Annotated in this window: 12 protein-coding genes and 4 pseudogenes; 5 read left to right on the forward strand and 11 right to left on the reverse strand. The window is 61.0% G+C overall.

From position 1 onward, the window contains the following. Positions 1–15 precede the first annotated feature (15 nt). Positions 16–879, reverse strand: coding sequence for a carbon-nitrogen hydrolase family protein (locus R9B84_RS34140; protein WP_322067087.1), 864 nt, complete (start codon positions 877–879; stop codon positions 16–18). A 1,318-nt stretch (positions 880–2,197) separates the two neighbouring features. Beyond that, complete coding sequence (locus R9B84_RS34145) at positions 2,198–2,485, reverse strand: DUF883 family protein (protein WP_322067086.1); 288 nt, start codon at positions 2,483–2,485, stop codon at positions 2,198–2,200. A gap of 347 nt (positions 2,486–2,832) precedes the next feature. On the opposite strand from R9B84_RS34145, the gene R9B84_RS34150 reads away from it, so the two are divergent. Beyond that, complete coding sequence (locus R9B84_RS34150) at positions 2,833–3,036, forward strand: substrate-binding domain-containing protein (RefSeq protein ID WP_423761816.1); 204 nt, start codon at positions 2,833–2,835, stop codon at positions 3,034–3,036. Positions 3,037–3,318: 282 nt separating this feature from the next. On the opposite strand, the gene R9B84_RS34155 is transcribed toward R9B84_RS34150, so the two are convergent. The 5 genes from R9B84_RS34155 to R9B84_RS34175 all read right to left on the reverse strand — a co-directional run bounded on the left by R9B84_RS34155 (position 3,319) and on the right by R9B84_RS34175 (position 8,327). Next, a complete protein-coding gene (locus R9B84_RS34155) occupies positions 3,319–4,317 on the reverse strand; it encodes a transketolase family protein (protein ID WP_423761817.1) in 999 nt (332 codons plus the stop codon). Beyond that, positions 4,314–5,159, reverse strand: coding sequence for a transketolase (locus R9B84_RS34160; RefSeq protein ID WP_423761818.1), 846 nt, complete (start codon positions 5,157–5,159; stop codon positions 4,314–4,316). The genes R9B84_RS34155 and R9B84_RS34160 overlap by 4 nt, the downstream gene beginning before the upstream one ends. 37 nt (positions 5,160–5,196) lie before the next feature. Beyond that, entirely contained in the window at positions 5,197–6,525 is a 1,329-nt protein-coding gene (locus R9B84_RS34165) for an MFS transporter (protein WP_423761819.1), read from the reverse strand. A 74-nt stretch (positions 6,526–6,599) separates the two neighbouring features. Continuing rightward, positions 6,600–7,349, reverse strand: coding sequence for an SDR family NAD(P)-dependent oxidoreductase (locus R9B84_RS34170; protein ID WP_423761820.1), 750 nt, complete (start codon positions 7,347–7,349; stop codon positions 6,600–6,602). A 93-nt stretch (positions 7,350–7,442) separates the two neighbouring features. Further along, positions 7,443–8,327, reverse strand: coding sequence for a LysR substrate-binding domain-containing protein (locus tag R9B84_RS34175; protein WP_423761821.1), 885 nt, complete (start codon positions 8,325–8,327; stop codon positions 7,443–7,445). A 1-nt stretch (position 8,328) separates the two neighbouring features. Here R9B84_RS34175 and R9B84_RS34180 point away from each other — a divergent pair, with 1 nt between their 5' ends. Continuing rightward, complete coding sequence (locus R9B84_RS34180; protein ID WP_423761822.1) at positions 8,329–8,487, forward strand: hypothetical protein; 159 nt, start codon at positions 8,329–8,331, stop codon at positions 8,485–8,487. Between the two features lie 160 nt (positions 8,488–8,647). Here R9B84_RS34180 and R9B84_RS34185 read toward each other — a convergent pair whose 3' ends face one another. Further along, the gene (locus R9B84_RS34185; protein ID WP_423763537.1) at positions 8,648–8,815 is read right to left on the reverse strand and encodes a hypothetical protein; all 168 of its coding nucleotides are present in this window, start codon (positions 8,813–8,815) and stop codon (positions 8,648–8,650) included. Positions 8,816–9,191: 376 nt separating this feature from the next. Between R9B84_RS34185 and R9B84_RS34190 the strand changes: the two genes are divergently transcribed. Together R9B84_RS34190 and R9B84_RS34195 are read left to right on the forward strand one after the other, a co-directional pair. Continuing rightward, entirely contained in the window at positions 9,192–11,432 is a 2,241-nt protein-coding gene (locus R9B84_RS34190; RefSeq protein ID WP_423761823.1) for an NADP-dependent isocitrate dehydrogenase, read from the forward strand. 94 nt (positions 11,433–11,526) lie between these two features. Beyond that, a pseudogene (locus R9B84_RS34195) lies at positions 11,527–11,861 on the forward strand (transposase); the annotation flags it as partial. Here the strand turns inward: R9B84_RS34195 and R9B84_RS34200 are convergent. After that, positions 11,851–12,243: pseudogene (locus R9B84_RS34200) on the reverse strand (amino acid permease); the annotation flags it as partial. The pseudogenes R9B84_RS34195 and R9B84_RS34200 sit on opposite strands and share 11 nt — an antisense overlap. 473 nt (positions 12,244–12,716) lie before the next feature. Here R9B84_RS34200 and R9B84_RS34205 point away from each other — a divergent pair. Next, positions 12,717–13,925, forward strand: a complete 1,209-nt coding sequence (locus tag R9B84_RS34205) for an MFS transporter (RefSeq protein WP_322067084.1) — start codon at positions 12,717–12,719, stop codon at positions 13,923–13,925. Between the two features lie 111 nt (positions 13,926–14,036). On the opposite strand, the pseudogene R9B84_RS34210 reads toward R9B84_RS34205, so the two are convergent. Next, positions 14,037–14,545: pseudogene (locus R9B84_RS34210) on the reverse strand (LysR family substrate-binding domain-containing protein); the annotation flags it as partial. A 217-nt stretch (positions 14,546–14,762) separates the two neighbouring features. Beyond that, positions 14,763–15,998, reverse strand: a pseudogene (locus tag R9B84_RS34215) (polyhydroxyalkanoate depolymerase); the annotation flags it as partial. Positions 15,999–16,115 lie beyond the last annotated feature (117 nt).

The raw sequence follows: 16,115 nt of genomic DNA on the forward strand, positions 1-16,115 counted from the left end.
GGTGCGCCGATTTGCTTAGTCGGGTTTCGTCAACGGTCCCAACGTACCGAGGTACGGAAAGTCATGACTCTCTTTCCGGTACACCGGGAAGTCGCAGTTGCGGTCGCGGAAACTCTTCAGCGGCTGGCCGAGGTTTCGCAAACCGCATTCACGTTCGCGGCGCACGCGTTCGAAATCGACCGCGATTGGAATGATTTCAGTGCCGCCGTCGGCCTGATGCAGGACATAGCCAGACGGGTCACAAACGATCGATCGTCCGACGCCACCATCACCGACGCCATTGATGTCGAAGAAATACACCTGGTTCTGTGCCGCAGACGCGCGCGCGATCGCGAGCTCGACGTCTCGGTCGATCGTATCCGTCATCGTCGGATGCAAGATGACCTCAGCTCCCATCGCGGCCAGCGTGCGCGTGGTCTCCGGGAACCACATGTCGTAGCAGATCGACACGCCGATCCGCCCCGCGTCTGGAACATCGAATACGCAAAACTCGGTGCCGCCCTCAACGCCGCGCTCATATGGACGGAACGGAAACAGCTTGCGAAAGCAAGCGATAACTTCTCCGCTCGGGTCGATCACCGGTGTCGTGTTGTAGACCACCGCACCATCTGGTCCTTCGACGCGCTCGAACAACGAGCCAGGGATAAGCCACAAGCCAGTCTCACGCGCGAGCTCCGAGAGGCGCGCTACCGCAGGCCCGGGTATCGGCTCGGCTCTGTCGTGCTTTGGACCGAGTGGCGCCAACTCCGAGAACATCACCATCCGCACCCAGGGGAAGCGCGTTCTGATGTGGCGCAGATAATTGCCCATCACCTCGACATTGCTTTCGAATGCCGAGACCGCCATTTGTACACCCGCGATACCGAAATTTGACTTCATGACTACTCTCAACGATTGATGCAAAACAGGCCGGCGAAATACTTCTTCGGGCCATCGCAGCTTGCTGAATAAAATCGGAATTTATTGAAATAGGACCAACCGGCAACCAGAAACGGCTTCCGCAATAGCGAATGCCAACACCACCTGGCCTCTCTTGGCGAAAACGATGTGTCAGCTCTGCGGAGCGCTAGCGTTCAATCCGCTGCGTGTGCATGAGATTTGCCGTGTAGACGACACCTCCACCTACAACGCCGATCTTCGTCACACCGGTCGAGATCCATGGTCATACCTATCAGTTCGTTCACAAACATACTTGCAACCGCTTACCAACGATCGACGGTTAACTAATTTTGATGAATCAATTCACTAATTTTTTTAGTAGATTTATCGAACCGTGAATCGTGCCGGGATGTGAAAGGTATGCAGCCAATTTCAGTCGTGCAACGCTGATGCATTTTTCGACTGACGCAATCGAAAAAAAGCATCAGCCACCAATGATCACCTCCAAAAAAGTGCGATGGAGCGTGCGGAAATTCAACAGACTTTTCGATACAACGAACACACACGATGAAACGCTTGCGCCATCGTGTTGAGCAAATTGTGATGGAGCAGAGTCAGACCGACGCGAGGATGCCGGTTACCGACTGATATGTCGTCCATGAGATCGGAACCGGCTCGCTTTCGTTGGACAAATTCGCACGCGGCGCTGCGGACGCAAATGGCAGCGGATTGCCTAACGACGTTCCGCTCCATCGCGCAGCGTTCGACTTGCCGACTCACGGCGCAGCCACGCTTTCTGATTCTTCCCAATGAGAGAATCAACGTCCGCCAAAGAATGTGTGGATCTACTCAGAACCCGGAGTGAGCCGACTACCGGGAACCTCACGTGCCGCCGACACGTACAACCTTTGACGTCAGCCAAAAATTGTTGAGTTGGCTGCACGGAAAGGAGGGACAAGTGATTCGACAAAGGCCGAATCGACGCTAACGAGCGCTGACAAATTGCCTGAATTGGGCAAAGCTGCCGGTAACCAATCTTGGACAGCCTGAACGCGGCCCCCGACCAACCGGGAAGACGCTGATGATCAGATTGAGTTGTGGTGCGCCGAGTACAGCAGGATGAGAATGAGATATTACAAGGGGCTCGGCGAGCTTCCGCGAACAGAATTTGCCCGTCACCTAGGCACACATGCCCAAGTGACGAAGCCTCGGTGTTCAGAAATCCGCGCCTAGGTGTCCCGTGCGGCGCATCTGCACAAGATGCTCGATCGAACGACGATTCTTGAACGACGCACTGGTCACAATGACGCGAACTCAATCATCGCCGGCCGATCAACAAACCGATCAGCACGCCAACCCCCAGGGCAGTTGCCGCCGACGTCCAAGGGCGATCGTGCACATACTCGTTTGCCACACGAGCCGTCTTTTTACCCTTCTCGACGACAATCACCTGGGCGTCCGCTGCCTTTTTCCTGACCTGCTTGAGTCGATCACCGATCGCATCACGCACGCTCTCTTCACCGCCTGCTTGACCACCGACAGCTTCGCTGTCAGCCCCCTTCACATCCCTTTCTGCTGCGCCTTGCAAGCTAGCCAACGTAGACATCGCCATCTCCCTTCTATCGATTGCTTACTGATTTCATGTCACGTGTGGACACCGGTTCGACGATCTCACGCTCGCATTCAATGCCGCGATGAACGCCGCAGCTCGCGTGACATGCCCCTCGAATCATCGTTCTACTGGATCAGAGATCATCTGGAATACCTGGTGCGCATCGACTAGTGACGCCTGCGAGATACCGTACGCCACCGATTTTTCGCCGACAAGAGGCATGCGTATTTCGACTAACCTGATGCCATTCGTGGCATCGGGATACAGGAGATGACAACCCCATCTGTTCTGTCTACCGATCCGCTCCGGGAACGCTTGACCTCAAGAGGCCAGCTCACCTCGTGCTAGCACAACTGCGCGTGGTTGGTTACGGCGACCCGGACTTCGCTCGCGACACTGCACCCGCGCTCACAAACGTGCGCATCGACGGCACGAGCATCGGCAAGCTTGCCGCGTCGCTGCTGATCGACTGCATCGAGCGTGGCAGCGATGTGCATCGTTCGGTCGACGTGGGCTTTACGCTCATCGAACGGGACGGCGCGTAGCGTTGGGGGACGCCCCTAGAATGTCCCTTTGTGGGTGCGCGTCAATATCGACGCAATAGGCGAGACCTTCAGCATCTTTGTCGCTGATGCTGACGTGCACGTGCCCTGTGGAGCGGTCGCTCGACCCGCGGGAAAGCGTCGCCTTTTCACGACGTACGCCACAAGCGGCCGTTGCATCGCCAGTAAACGGCTGCTCTCCATCGGAAAGCGGCCGTCCTTGCGTAAGCTGTCGCGAGACCTGAGTCTCAGAATGGGTTGGATCTTAGCCGGCCACTTGGTCCGTCACGCGAGCCACGTTTTGATAGACGTGGCCATCGTCCCCGTCGAAATGCCATAGCGGTCGTGCAGCGTCGGCAGCGCGCCCGCATCGAGAAACGCGTCGGGCAGGGCGATTTGCCGGAACGGCGGTGTCACGCCCGCGCCGAGCAGCGTGCGCGCAACGGCCTCGCCGAGCCCGCCGATCACCGTATGGTTCTCAGCGACGATTACCATGCGGCCCGTGCGCTGCGCTTCGCGCAGGATCGTTGCCGTATCGAGCGGCTTGATCGTCGGCACGTGCAGCACGGCGACACCGATGTTGTCCGCTTCCAGCGCCCTCGCGACTTCGAGCGAGCGCATCGTCATGATCCCGGATGAAATCAGCAGGACCTCGTTGCCGTCGCGCAGCAGCTTTGCCTTGCCGAGTTCGAACTTATAGTCATATTCATCGAGTACGGCGGGCACGTTGCCGCGCAACAGACGCGCATAGACAGGGCCCTTGTGCGCGGCGATGGCGGGTACCATCTGCTCGATATCGAGCGCGTCGCACGGATCGATCACCGTCATGTTCGGCATCGCGCGCATCAGCGCAAGATCCTCGGCAGCCTGGTGACTCGGGCCATAACCTGTCGTGAGCCCCGGCAGTGCCGCCACAATTTTCACGTCGAGGTTGTCCTCCGCGATCGCCTGATGGATGAAGTCGTAGGCGCGGCGCGTAGCGAACACCGCATAGGTTGTCACGAACGGCTGTGCGCCTTCATGCGCAAAGCCTGCCGCGGCGCCCATCAGCAACTGTTCGGCCATGCCCATCTGGTAATAGCGCTCGGGGAATTCCTTCGCGAATATGTGCAGGTCGGTGTATTTGCCGAGGTCTGCTGTCATGCCGATCACGTTGGTCTTCGTGCGCGCGAGTTCGGCCAGCGCGTGGCCGAACGGTGCGGAACGCGTAACCTGGCCCTCTCCCGCGATCGACGCGATCATCGCGGACGTTTTCAGGCGCGGCTTCTTCTCGACGGTGCTCATGCTGTTCTCCCTGCTTCGAGTGCTTCGAGCGCGAGTTGCCACTCGTGCGCATCGACGCGGATGAAATGGTTCTTTTCGCGTTCCTCGAGGAACGGCACGCCGCAGCCCATCTTCGTATCGCAGATGATGATGCGCGGCCGGGGCTGGTCGTGATTGCGAGCGTTGTCGAACGCGCGCTTGACGGCATCGATGTCGTTGCCGTTCACGCGCTGCGTGTACCAGCCGAATGCCTCGAGTTTCTCGACGAGCGGCTCGAACGCCATGATTTGCGTCGACGGGCCATCGGCCTGCTGGTTGTTCACGTCGACCATCGCGATCAGGTTGTCGAGCTTCCAGTGTGCGGCGGACATGATGCCTTCCCAGATCGCGCCTTCGTCGAGTTCGCCGTCGGAGAAGAGCGTGTAGACGAACGCGCTCGATCCCTTGCGCTTGAGCCCGAGACAGCGGCCCACGGCAATCGTCAGGCCGTGGCCGAGCGAGCCTCCCGACATTTCCATGCCGGGCGTGTAGCTCGCCATGCCGGACATGGGCAGGCGGCTGTCGTCGCTGCCGTACGTTTCGAGTTCTTCGGCGGGCAGAATGCCGGCTTCGAAGAGCGCCGCATACAGCGCAATCGCGTAGTGCCCGTTCGACAGAAGGAAGCGGTCACGCTCTTCCCATTCCGGATCCTGCGGGCGGTAACGCATGGCGCCGAAGTACGCCACGGCCAGTACGTCTGCGATGTCGAGCGCCTGGCCGATATAGCCCTGGCCCTGTACTTCGCCCATCAGCAGCGCGTTTCTCCTGATCCGGTACGCGCGCTCGGCGAGCGAAACGTTCCCGGCTGTGATTTCGGTGTCCATGTACTGCTCCTTTGATAGCGAAAGAATCCTGAAAACGTCAGCGGTTGACGGACTTGGCCGGAACGAGGAACACGAGCGCGGCACCGAGCGTCACCGCCACCGAGATGAAGACGAGACCCGCTGTCGACTTGCCGGTCAGATCGTTGAGCCAGCCGACGATGGCCGGTGAGAAGAATCCGGCCAGATTCGCGAAACAGTTGACGGCCGCGATGCCCGCCGCTGCGGATACGCCGCCAAGCAGCGACGTTGGCAGCGCCCAGAATTGCGACGACGATGCGAGGATGCCGGCGGCAGCAATGCTCAGGCAGATGATCGATGCGGCGACGCTGCCCAGCGCAGGCAAGGTCGCGAAGCCCGCGGCGGCGATCAGCATCGGAATGGCAAGGTGGAAGCGGCGTTCGCGACGGCGGTCTGCGCTCATGCCGATCAGCGGCAACGCGACGATGGCGCACAGGTACGGAATCGCGGTGAAAACGCCGACCCACAGCGGATCCGACACACCGGCTTTGCGGATGATGGTCGGCAACCAGAACGTCAGGCCGTACTGACCGAGCACGACGCAGAAGTAGATCGCGGCCATCAGCCACAGGCGGCGGTCGCCGATGAACGCCCTGATCGACAGATGCGCCGTCTTGTGCGCGTTGTCGCCAGCAACATTGCGGGCGAGCAGCGCCTTTTCGGAGTCGGTGAGCCACGTTGCCTTCGCGATGCTGTCATCGAGGTACAGCAGGATCGCGACGCCGAGCACAAGCGACGGCACGGCTTCGAGCAGGAACAGCCACTTCCATCCCGCCATCGACATCGCGCCCTGCAGCGAATGCATGATCCAGCCCGACAGCGGCCCGCCGATGATGCCGGCCAGCGGAATCGCCATGAAGAACAGCGACAACGCTTTCGCGCGGCGCGCGGAGGGATACCAATAGGTCAGGTACAGGATCACGCCGGGCGCGAATCCCGCTTCGGCCACGCCGAGCAGAAACCGCAGCAAGTAGAAGACGGTTGGAGATTTGACGAACACGAAGCTCGCGGAGATAACCGCCCAAGTGAGCATGATCCGCGCAAGCCACTTGCGCGCACCGACCTTGTGAAGAATGAGATTGCTCGGTACTTCGAACAGGAAGTAGCCGAGAAAGAAGATGCCCGCGCCCATGCCATAGACGGTCTCGCTGAAGCGCAGGTCGTTCAGCATCTGCAGCTTCGCAAACCCTACGTTGACGCGATCGAGATAGGCGCCCAGGTAGCACAGCATCAGAAAGGGAATCAGTCGGCGGCTGACCTTCGCGTAGGTTTTGGTCTCGAATGTCGGCGAGTCGTCGCGCGGGATCACATCGCCCGGCACGGGCGGCGTGGTGTATCTGGATTTCATGTGTCTGTCTCCTGACACAGCCCCGGGTTCGTCCCGGGTGCTTTTGGGGATGCCGCGCGAGCGCGGCGCGGTCGTCAGTGAATCAGCATGCCGCCGTTCACATCGAGGGTGATGCCAGTCAGGTAGGTCGAGAGATCGCTGACCAGGAAGAGGCAGGCGTTCGCGACATCGGCGGCATCGCCGAGCCGGCCGAGCGGAATGCCCTTGATGATGTCGGCGCGCATCTCGGGCGTCAGTTTGTCGCCGGTGATGTCGGTCTGGATCAGGCCCGGCGTGATGGAATTGACGCGAATACGATCCGCGCCGAATTCGCGTGCCATTGCTTTGGCGAGGCCGAGCACGCCCGCCTTGGCCGCGCTGTAGTGAGGACCCCCGAAGATGCCGCCGCCGCGTTGCGCGGAAACGGACGACATGCAGACGATGCTGCCGCCGTGTTGATCCTTCATGGCCGGAATCACGGCCTGCGACATATAGAGGGTGCCGCGTAGATTGACGTCGACGATCGCGTCGAAATCCTTGCCGCCGATGTCGAGCGTGCGGACCGGCTGCGTGATGCCCGCGTTGTTGATGAGGCCGTCGATGCGGCCGTATCGTTCGAGCGTTGCGCGTGCCGCGGCGACACAGGCGTCCTTGTCGGTGACGTCGCAGGCGAGGCCGAGATGGTCAGGGCCGAGATCGGCGGCGGCGGCTTGCGCGTCTTCCTGGCGCAGATCGAGGATGACGACCCGCGCGCCCTGTGCGGCGAGCGCCTTTGCAGTCGCCTTGCCGATACCGCGGGGCGATGCAGCGCCCGTCACCACGATGACCTTGTTGTCGAGCAGCATTGCTTGTCTCCTGGGTGTTGATGTGTGCCTGTAGTGTCGGTGTACAGGTCAGCGGCATCAACGCGGAAACGTTCAGCAATGGCTGAGAAAAATTCAGGTGGCCGCCGCCTCGCGCTCGATCCACGCGAGAAACCGTTCGACGCGCGGCAGGTCGGCGTTTTGCCTCGGGTAAACCAGATGATGCGCGCCGACTTCAACGGCGTACGTCTCATCGAAAACCGGCACCAGCAAGCCGTCCCGGATTTTCACCGACGCGAGCGTGAGGCTCTCGAGCGCGATGCCGAGGCCGAGCGCCGCGGTTTCGATCGACATGTACGAGCGGTCGAAGGAAAAGTCGAAGGTCTTCTGCGTGCCGGATACCCCTGTCCTGCCGAACCACTGTTTCCACTGGACGAGCGGCGTCTCCGAATAGATCAGACGATGCGCCAGCAGATCTTCCGGCGAGTTGACGGGGTGGCGCTCCAGATAGGCAGGCGAAGCAAGCGGCGCAATGAATTCGCCACGCACCGTTTTCACTTCCAGATTGTCCCAGTTGCCGTAGCCATGCCGGATGTCGATATCGTAATAGCCGTTTGAAAACGACACATTTTCATATGAACACGCGAGATTGAGCTGGAGATCGCCGTTTGCTTCCTGAAACGAAGAGAGCCTCGGCAGCAGCCACATGAGCCCGAAGCTCGGGCTCGAATGGACGCGCAAGATGTCGACCTCCGTGCGGCTCGATGCGCGCTCCGTCGCGCGACTCAGATCGGCGAGCGACCCGGTTACGTCGGCAAGGTAGCGCTCGCCGGCTGGCGTCAGCACGAGGCCGCGCCCCGATCGCTGGAACAGCGGCTGGCCGATAATTGACTCGAGATTGCTGAGCTGATGGCTCACTGCCGAAGCCGTCAGGCCCAGTTCTTCCGCCGCGCGATTGACGCTTTTGGTTCTCGCGACACTCTCGAACGCGATGATGGACTTGAGCGGTGGAATACGCATCGTGAAATTTTTTCAGTTGCAGTTGAACGAAATCGCGTTGTTCGTGCGTCATCTGCGCTGCCATTTCGTCGACAACCTGCACCAGTGGCAGGAGGCAAGCATGGCGACGACCCCGATGTGGCAGGCCGGGAGCCTGGACTTCATCGGCACGTTATCCTGATGCGCTGCACAACCTTGCCGGAGACAGAGATGCATTATCCGTTTTTCCTTTCCGGCGCGCGACCGCTTCTCGTCACCTGGCAAGCAAGGTACGGGCCCTGATACTCAAGCGAATTCGCAATTAACGCCATCACCCAGTCGATGCGGAGAGATGAGAGGGATTATTGAACGCAGATCCCACATACTCCGACCAACATTGCGGCCTGCTCCACCGACAAGAGTGCCCCCTTGAAATTCTGCATCACGTCGACAAGCCTCAATCCGCTTAGGTCAACCGAGCGCAAATCCCCACCGTCAAACCGTGTGTCTCGCAAGATCGCATTGCGCAGGCTTCCGCCCTCAAAGACGGCGTCACGAAAATCACAGCATCAGCGGACGCTGATCGTCTGACCAATCGCCGGGCCGACCGACTCTCCCCCCAAACTCCCGCAGGCGGCATCCACGCAGCCCCTCAGTAGCGCAGAACAACCCACTTGCATTTCCGCACCCGCGAAAATCAGGCAGAATCAGCTCGTGCTATCTGGTCTGCGCGGCAGACGGCAGTGTTCACCATCGCGTTCCGCTTTCGTGGACACCGGCCCGGCATTGCTGTGCGCTCCGCGCATCGATTCTGTCTCAGTGTTGCCCGATCCTTGATCAACGTTTCCGCTCCCGCGCCGATGACGCGTGCGGGATGCCTTTCAACCGTCTGCCCAGAGCCCAGCAATGACGACCCAGCAACCGACGATCATCTACACCCTCACCGACGAGGCCCCGCTGCTCGCGACCAGCGCATTCCTGCCCATCATCCGGACCTTCACCGGACCGGCGGGCATTCAGGTCGAGACCAGCGACATTTCGGTCGCCGGGCGCATCCTGGGCGAGTTTCCGGAGTTCCTGACCGACGCGCAGCGGGTGCCCGACAACCTCGCGGAACTGGGCAGGCTGACTCAACTTCCCGACACCAACATCATCAAGCTGCCCAATATCAGTGCATCGGTGCCGCAGTTGGTGAGCGCGATCAAGGAACTGCAGGCCAAGGGCTACAACGTGCCGGACTATCCGGAAGATCCGAAGACCGACGAAGAGCAGGTGATCCGCCAGCGCTACTCGAAGTGCCTCGGCAGCGCCGTGAACCCCGTGCTGCGCGAAGGGAACTCGGACCGCCGCGCGCCCGCTGCGGTGAAAAACTACGCCCGCAAGCATCCACACAGCATGGGCGAGTGGAGCATGGCGTCACGCACGCACGTCGCGCACATGCGGCACGGCGACTTTTACCACGGCGAAAAGTCGATGACGCTCGACCGCGCGCGCGACGTCAAGATGGAACTCGTCACCCGGAGCGGCAAGACCATCGTGCTGAAGCAGAAAGTCGCGCTGCAGGACGGCGAAATCATCGACAGCATGTTCATGAGCAAGAAGGCGCTGCTCGCGTTTTACGAAGACCAGATGGAAGATGCGCGCAAGAGCGGCATGATGCTGTCGCTGCACGTGAAGGCGACGATGATGAAGGTTTCGCACCCGATCGTCTTCGGCCACGCCGTGAAAATCTTCTACAAGGACGCGTTCGCGAAGCACGGCAAGCTGTTCGACGAGCTGGGCGTGAACGTCAACAACGGCCTTGCGAACCTCTACGAGAAGCTGGATTCGCTGCCGGAATCGAAGCGCGAGGAAGTCATCCGCGATCTGCACGCCTGCCATGAGCACCGTCCGGAACTGGCGATGGTCGACTCGGCAAAGGGCATCTCGAACCTGCACGCGCCAAACGACGTGATCGTCGACGCATCGATGCCGGCGATGATCCGCCTCGGCGGCAAGATGTGGGGTGCCGATGGCCGTCCGAAGGATACCAAGGCGGTGATTCCGGAGAGCACGTTCGCACGGATCTATCAGGAGATGATCAACTTCTGCAAGACCAACGGCAACTTCGATCCGGTCACGATGGGCACCGTGCCGAACGTCGGCCTGATGGCGCAGAAGGCCGAGGAATACGGCTCGCACGACAAGACCTTCGAAGTGCCCGAAGACGGCGAGGCGCGCATCGTCGATCTCGCGACGGGCGAGTTGCTGCTCACGCAGAACGTCGAGGAAGGTGACATCTGGCGCATGTGCCAGGTGAAGGACACGGCGATCCGCGACTGGGTCAAGCTCGCCGTCACGCGCGTGCGCAACTCGGGCACGCCCGCCGTGTTCTGGCTCGACTCGTATCGTCCGCACGAGTTCGAGCTCATCAAGAAAGTCGAGACCTACCTCAAGGATTACGACACCACGGGCCTCGACATCCAGATCATGTCGCAGGTGCGCGCGATGCGTTACACGCTCGAGCGCGTCGTGCGCGGGCTCGATACTATCTCGGTCACGGGCAACATCCTGCGCGACTACCTGACGGACCTGTTCCCGATCATGGAACTGGGCACGAGCGCGAAGATGCTGTCGATCGTTCCGCTGATGGCGGGCGGCGGCATGTACGAGACCGGCGCGGGCGGCTCGGCGCCCAAGCACGTTAAGCAGCTCGTGGAAGAAAACCATCTGCGCTGGGACTCGCTCGGCGAATTCCTCGCGCTCGCCGTGTCGCTCGAAGAGCTGGGCATCAAGACAGGCAACGAGAAGGCCAAGATTCTCGCGAAGACGCTGGATGCGGCCACCGGCAGGTTGCTCGACAACAACAAGAGCCCGAGCCCGAAGACCGGTGAACTGGACAACCGTGGCAGCCAATTCTACCTTGCGATGTACTGGGCGCAGGAACTGGCGGCACAGACGGACGCCGCCGCGCTGGCCGCGCAGTTCGCGCCGCTCGCGAAGCAGTTGGCCGACGACGAGCAGACGATCCTTGCGGAGCTGTCGGCCGTGCAAGGCAACCCGGCCGACATTGGCGGCTATTACAAGCCCGACTTCGACAAGCTCGATGCCGTGATGCGGCCGAGCCGGACGCTGAATGAGGCGCTCGCTGCGGTTCGCGCTCAGTGAAATCGCGCCGCCCGGCGAGCGCGGGCGGCTAGTATTCCGGTCCGTTGTGACTGATCTACATCCGATGTCAAATTAACCAAAACGTCAGTCGTTACTGCCGCCACCCAAGCCGCGGCGCGAGAAGAACCCAGGCCGCTTGCCTGTTTCGAATCACGCCGCGGTGACCGACATCCTGTTCGTTCTCAAGACAGGACTGCGCTGGCGCGGCCCGCCCGCCGAGATGGGCTGCGGTTCGGGCGTGACTTGCTGACGACGGATCCGCGATTGGCAGGTTGCGGGCGTATGGGATCGCTTGCATGGGTTGCTGCTCGCGAAGCTGCAAGCAGCAGACCAGATCGACTTCTCGCGAGCCGCTGTCGATTCATCATCGATTCGCGCCGTCGGGGCGGGCCAACAACTGAGCCAGACCCTACCGATCGAGCGCGACCGCCGTGATATCGACGATGCCCGCCATCGCCCGGTTCAGGAAGTACATCCAGCCCGCAACAAAGAACGCTTTCTCGCCGAGAAACTCGCGTGCGTACGACACGAAACTCCCGCTAGTGGGCCTGTGCATCACAAGTTCACCGAGCGCGCGCAGAATCAAGAACGAGAACGCACCGCACACCAGGTAGACGATCGCAAGCGATGGACCAACGGCTTGCAGGCGAGCGCCGGCACCGAGAAACAGACCGGTGCCAATCGCGCCGCCGATCGCGATCATCTGAACTTGCCGGTTGCCGAGAGTCTTGTGATCGCCGGCTTCGTGCGATTCGAGCCAGTTCTGCTTGGTGTTCTCGCCGTTTGATAACGGCTCGGGAATCGATGCCATGATTGCATCCTCTTATGCTTGCGTGATTTCGTTCGAACCCTATCGCGATCCGTACCCACTGGTGCCTGCAGTCGCGCGACGGTGCATTACATCGCGCATCGTTGCTATCGCATACCGACAATGGAGAATGACACCATCAACCCGACCCGTACGCAGCCGCAATTTCGCTCACTAACGCTATGCAAATTTCGACTTACTCTGTCCCAGATCGCGCATGCGACGGAGACAGAAAACATCTTGAAACGCGCCCTACTTTTTGGGGATACAACGCGATAATTACAAAATGTCTGGTGTTCCGCATACGCGTGGCGCATCGCTCGGCATTGCCGTGAGCGACGCGTTCGCATTCGGTATACAAGTGTCGAGAACCCTTTACCCGGTATTTTCGACGTGAACGCACATCAATATCCCTAGGCATGTCGATCACATTTTGTTTAAATAATCGACTTCCAGTCTTTCGAACAAGAACAACCATGAGCGATCTGAAAGACGAAATCTCTCTCCCGCGTCCGCATGTCTCCAATTCCCCCGCGCGCCGCGGATCCCTCGCGGCCGCCTGCGGAGCGCATGCGGTGCACGACGGTCTGACGGACGTCATCTACGTGCTACTGCCGATCTGGCAGGCACAGTTTGGGATCAATTACGCACAGATCGGGATGCTGCGTGGAGCCTATTCCGGTGTGATGGCCGGCTTCCAACTGCTCGCGAGCCGCGCCGCCCTGCGCTTTGGACGCAAGCGCGCGCTGGTCGGAGGCACCGCACTCGCCGGTGTCGCATATCTGATCGCCGGCCGCGCCGGCGGGCTACCATTGCTGATGCTCGCGCTGGTGCTCGGCGGACTCGGTGCGAGCACGCAGCACCCACTCGCGTCGTCGATGGTCACCGACGCATACGAGGCTGGAGGTGGCGTCAAAGAAGCGCTGTCGCAGTACAACTTTTCCGGCGACATCGGAAAGACATTGATTCCCGGGCTGATCGGACTGTTGTTGACGGTCGTCACCTGGCGTACCGGCGTGACGCTACTCGGCGCAGTCGGCATCGCGGTCGCGGGCTTGATGGCGTGGCTGATTCCGTCGGACCGCGCAGCGCTCACGAAGCGGACGAAAACGCCGGCGGCCGCTGTCGATGGCCACTCCGCCTCCAGCCTACGCGCGCTGCTTGCGACCGGCACACTGGACAGCGCGGTGCGTATGGGTTTTCTGACGTTCCTGCCGTTTCTGTTGAAAAGCAAGGGCGCCGGCTCGGCCGGCACCGGCCTTGCGCTGGCGCTGCTGTTCATCGGCGGCGCGTTCGGGAAGCTGCTGTGCGGCTATCTGGGCGCGCGAATCGGGATGATGAAGACCGTATGGCTGACAGAATCCTCGACATCGCTGCTCATCCTGCTGGCAGTCTTCTTTCCTCTCGTCGCGATGATGGCGATGCTACCGCTGCTTGGGCTCGCGCTGAACGGGACATCGTCGGTACTGTACGGAACCGTACCGGACCTGGTCGACGCCGGCAAACGCGAACAGGCATTCGCGATGTTCTATACGGCCACGATCGGCGCCGGCGCGTTGTCGCCCGTGCTGTTCGGTCGTATCGGCGACGTCGCGGGTGTGCCGAGCGCGTTGATCGCGCTCGCGGCGATCCTGCTGCTGACGCTCCCACTGTCCTGGTATGTGCAGAAGGGGCTGGACCGCTGACGCCGGCTGCCAGATTAACAGCGGCCAGGCCAACGCCCAACCTGATGCAAGCGCCCGAGCAAGTCCGACGAATCGCTCGACACAGGCCGACGAGAATGGCTTGCTCCACAACACAGTCTGTTCGAGCACGCAGGGGTCGGCCAGCGGCACATACGCAACACCCGAGCGCTGTAACGTAGACGTGAATCCGGGCACGATCGCGAGCCCTCGCTCCGCTGCCACTAGTGACACCAACGTCGTGATCTGCGCCGCGGTCTGGCCCAACCGCGGCTCGATACCCGCTTTTTCGCAAAGATCTTCTAACGCCGCGTTCAGCGCGGGACCATGTCCTGGCGGAACGTGACGAAGCGCTCCGCTGCGAGCTCGGCGAACGTGATTGTCGCGTGACCCGCATACACGCTCTGCACGGGTACCGCGGCGACAAGCGGCTCGCGCGGCAAGACGAGCGACTGGATGCACTCGCCGGGCGCTTTCGGCACGGACCAACCGAACCCGATGTCCATCGGGCCGTCGCAAACTTGCTGACCCGGACCAGCAGTCGACACCTCCCGTAACATCAGTTCCACCTTGGGCATGTTGCGGCTGACGTTGCGGATGATCTCCGAGAACACGTTCGACATCGGGATGGAGCTCGCGTAGTCGCACTTCAACCATCCGGTGTTGCTCGGTTTGGTTGACCGTTGACCGACGTCTACCGCGCTTGCCACCACCAACCGGAATCAGTCGACAGCCGCCAAGCCAAGCTCGCCCCACCGATAGGCAACATGCAGTACCAACGCAACGTCGAATTTGTCGCACGGTTCCTTCGACTACTTACGGAGCCGCTGATGCTCTCCCGTGTTCTCGGATGAAGTCGCGCAGTTGCGGATAGACGACCGTGCGCCAGCGGCGACCCGAGAAGATCCCGTAGTGACCGCACTTCTCGGCGGTCAGGCTGCGGCGCTGATCTTGCCGGATACCCGTGCACAGCTCGTGCGCGACGTGCGTCTGGCCGCTGCCCGAGATGTCGTCGAACTCGCCCTCGATCGTCATCAGCGCGGTGTGCTCGATGTCCTGCGGACGCACGCGTTCGCCTTCGACATCCCACGTGCCCTCGGCCAGCCGGAACTCCTGAAACACGACGCGGATCGTCTCGAGGTAGTACTCGGCGGCGATGTCGAGTACCGCGTTATATTCGTCGTAGAATTTTCGGTGCGCTTCAGCGTCGTCCTCGTCGCCGCGCAGCAGGCTCTGGTAGAAATCCCAGTGCGATTGCGCGTGTCGTTCCGGGTTCATCGCGACGAAGCCCGTGTGCTGCAGGAAGCCCGGATAAACTTGGCGGCCTTCGCCCGGATAGCTCGCGGGCACTGTATGGATCACGTTGTTCTCGAACCACGCGGTCGAGTGCTGCGTCGCGAGCGAGTTCACCGACGTCGGGCTGCGGCGCGCGTCGATCGGGCCGCCCATCATCGTCATCGTGAGCGGCGTATCCTCGCCGCGGCTCGCCATCAGCGAGATCGCCGCGAGCACCGGCACCGTCGGCTGACACACCGAGATCACGTGCAGGTTGCGCGCGCCGATGTGACGGATGAATTCCTGGATGTACGCGATGTAGTCGTGCAGGTGGAACGGGCCGGTCTCGACCGGCACCATCCGCGCGTCGATCCAGTCGGTGATGTAGACCTTGTGATCCTGCAGCAGCGTGCGCACCGTGTCGCGCAGCAGCGTCGAGTGGTGGCCCGACAGCGGCGCGCAGACCAGCACGATCGGCTCGTCCTTCAGTTGCGTGACGGCGTCGGCGTCGTCCGAATAGCGCTTGAAACGCAGCAGCCGGCAGAACGGCTTCTCGACGATCGTCTGCTCGACGATCGGGATGTTGTGGCCGTCCTTGACGATCTGATGAATGTTGAAATCAGGTTTCTCGTAGTCTTTACCGATCCGGTAAAGGAGTTCACACGCGGCGGCCATCCGTGTCGCGCCGGGTGTCAGGGAGAACGGGCTGGACGGATTGGCGAACGACTTGGAGGCAGCCTGGGCCCAGGCCGTGAGCGGGTTCAGTATCGCCCGGTGAGACTCATACAGTTGATAAAGCATTGATCCTCCTGATTTCTATGCGTTGCTGGCACACCGATAGACGAATTTCGCAGTGCCAATGGAAACATCCGGATTTTGCCCGAGCGTGACGATTCGCATATGGCGCATGTGAAAAAT

It is taken from the genome of Burkholderia sp. NLJ2 (assembly GCF_049487195.1).
GTDB classification, from domain to species: domain Bacteria; phylum Pseudomonadota; class Gammaproteobacteria; order Burkholderiales; family Burkholderiaceae; genus Burkholderia; species Burkholderia pyrrocinia.

What these genes read in the sequence shown, in the direction of transcription:
- R9B84_RS34165 (WP_423761819.1), bottom strand. Translation starts at nt 6,525, where the DNA reads ATGAAATCCAGATACACCACGCCGCCCGTGCCGGGCGATGTGATCCCG.
- R9B84_RS34190 (WP_423761823.1), top strand. Translation starts at nt 9,192, where the DNA reads ATGACGACCCAGCAACCGACGATCATCTACACCCTCACCGACGAGGCC.
- R9B84_RS34140 (WP_322067087.1), bottom strand. Translation starts at nt 879, where the DNA reads ATGAAGTCAAATTTCGGTATCGCGGGTGTACAAATGGCGGTCTCGGCA.
- R9B84_RS34175 (WP_423761821.1), bottom strand. Translation starts at nt 8,327, where the DNA reads ATGCGTATTCCACCGCTCAAGTCCATCATCGCGTTCGAGAGTGTCGCG.
- R9B84_RS34205 (WP_322067084.1), top strand. Translation starts at nt 12,717, where the DNA reads ATGAGCGATCTGAAAGACGAAATCTCTCTCCCGCGTCCGCATGTCTCC.
- R9B84_RS34160 (WP_423761818.1), bottom strand. Translation starts at nt 5,159, where the DNA reads ATGGACACCGAAATCACAGCCGGGAACGTTTCGCTCGCCGAGCGCGCG.
- R9B84_RS34145 (WP_322067086.1), bottom strand. Translation starts at nt 2,485, where the DNA reads ATGTCTACGTTGGCTAGCTTGCAAGGCGCAGCAGAAAGGGATGTGAAG.
- R9B84_RS34170 (WP_423761820.1), bottom strand. Translation starts at nt 7,349, where the DNA reads ATGCTGCTCGACAACAAGGTCATCGTGGTGACGGGCGCTGCATCGCCC.
- R9B84_RS34155 (WP_423761817.1), bottom strand. Translation starts at nt 4,317, where the DNA reads ATGAGCACCGTCGAGAAGAAGCCGCGCCTGAAAACGTCCGCGATGATC.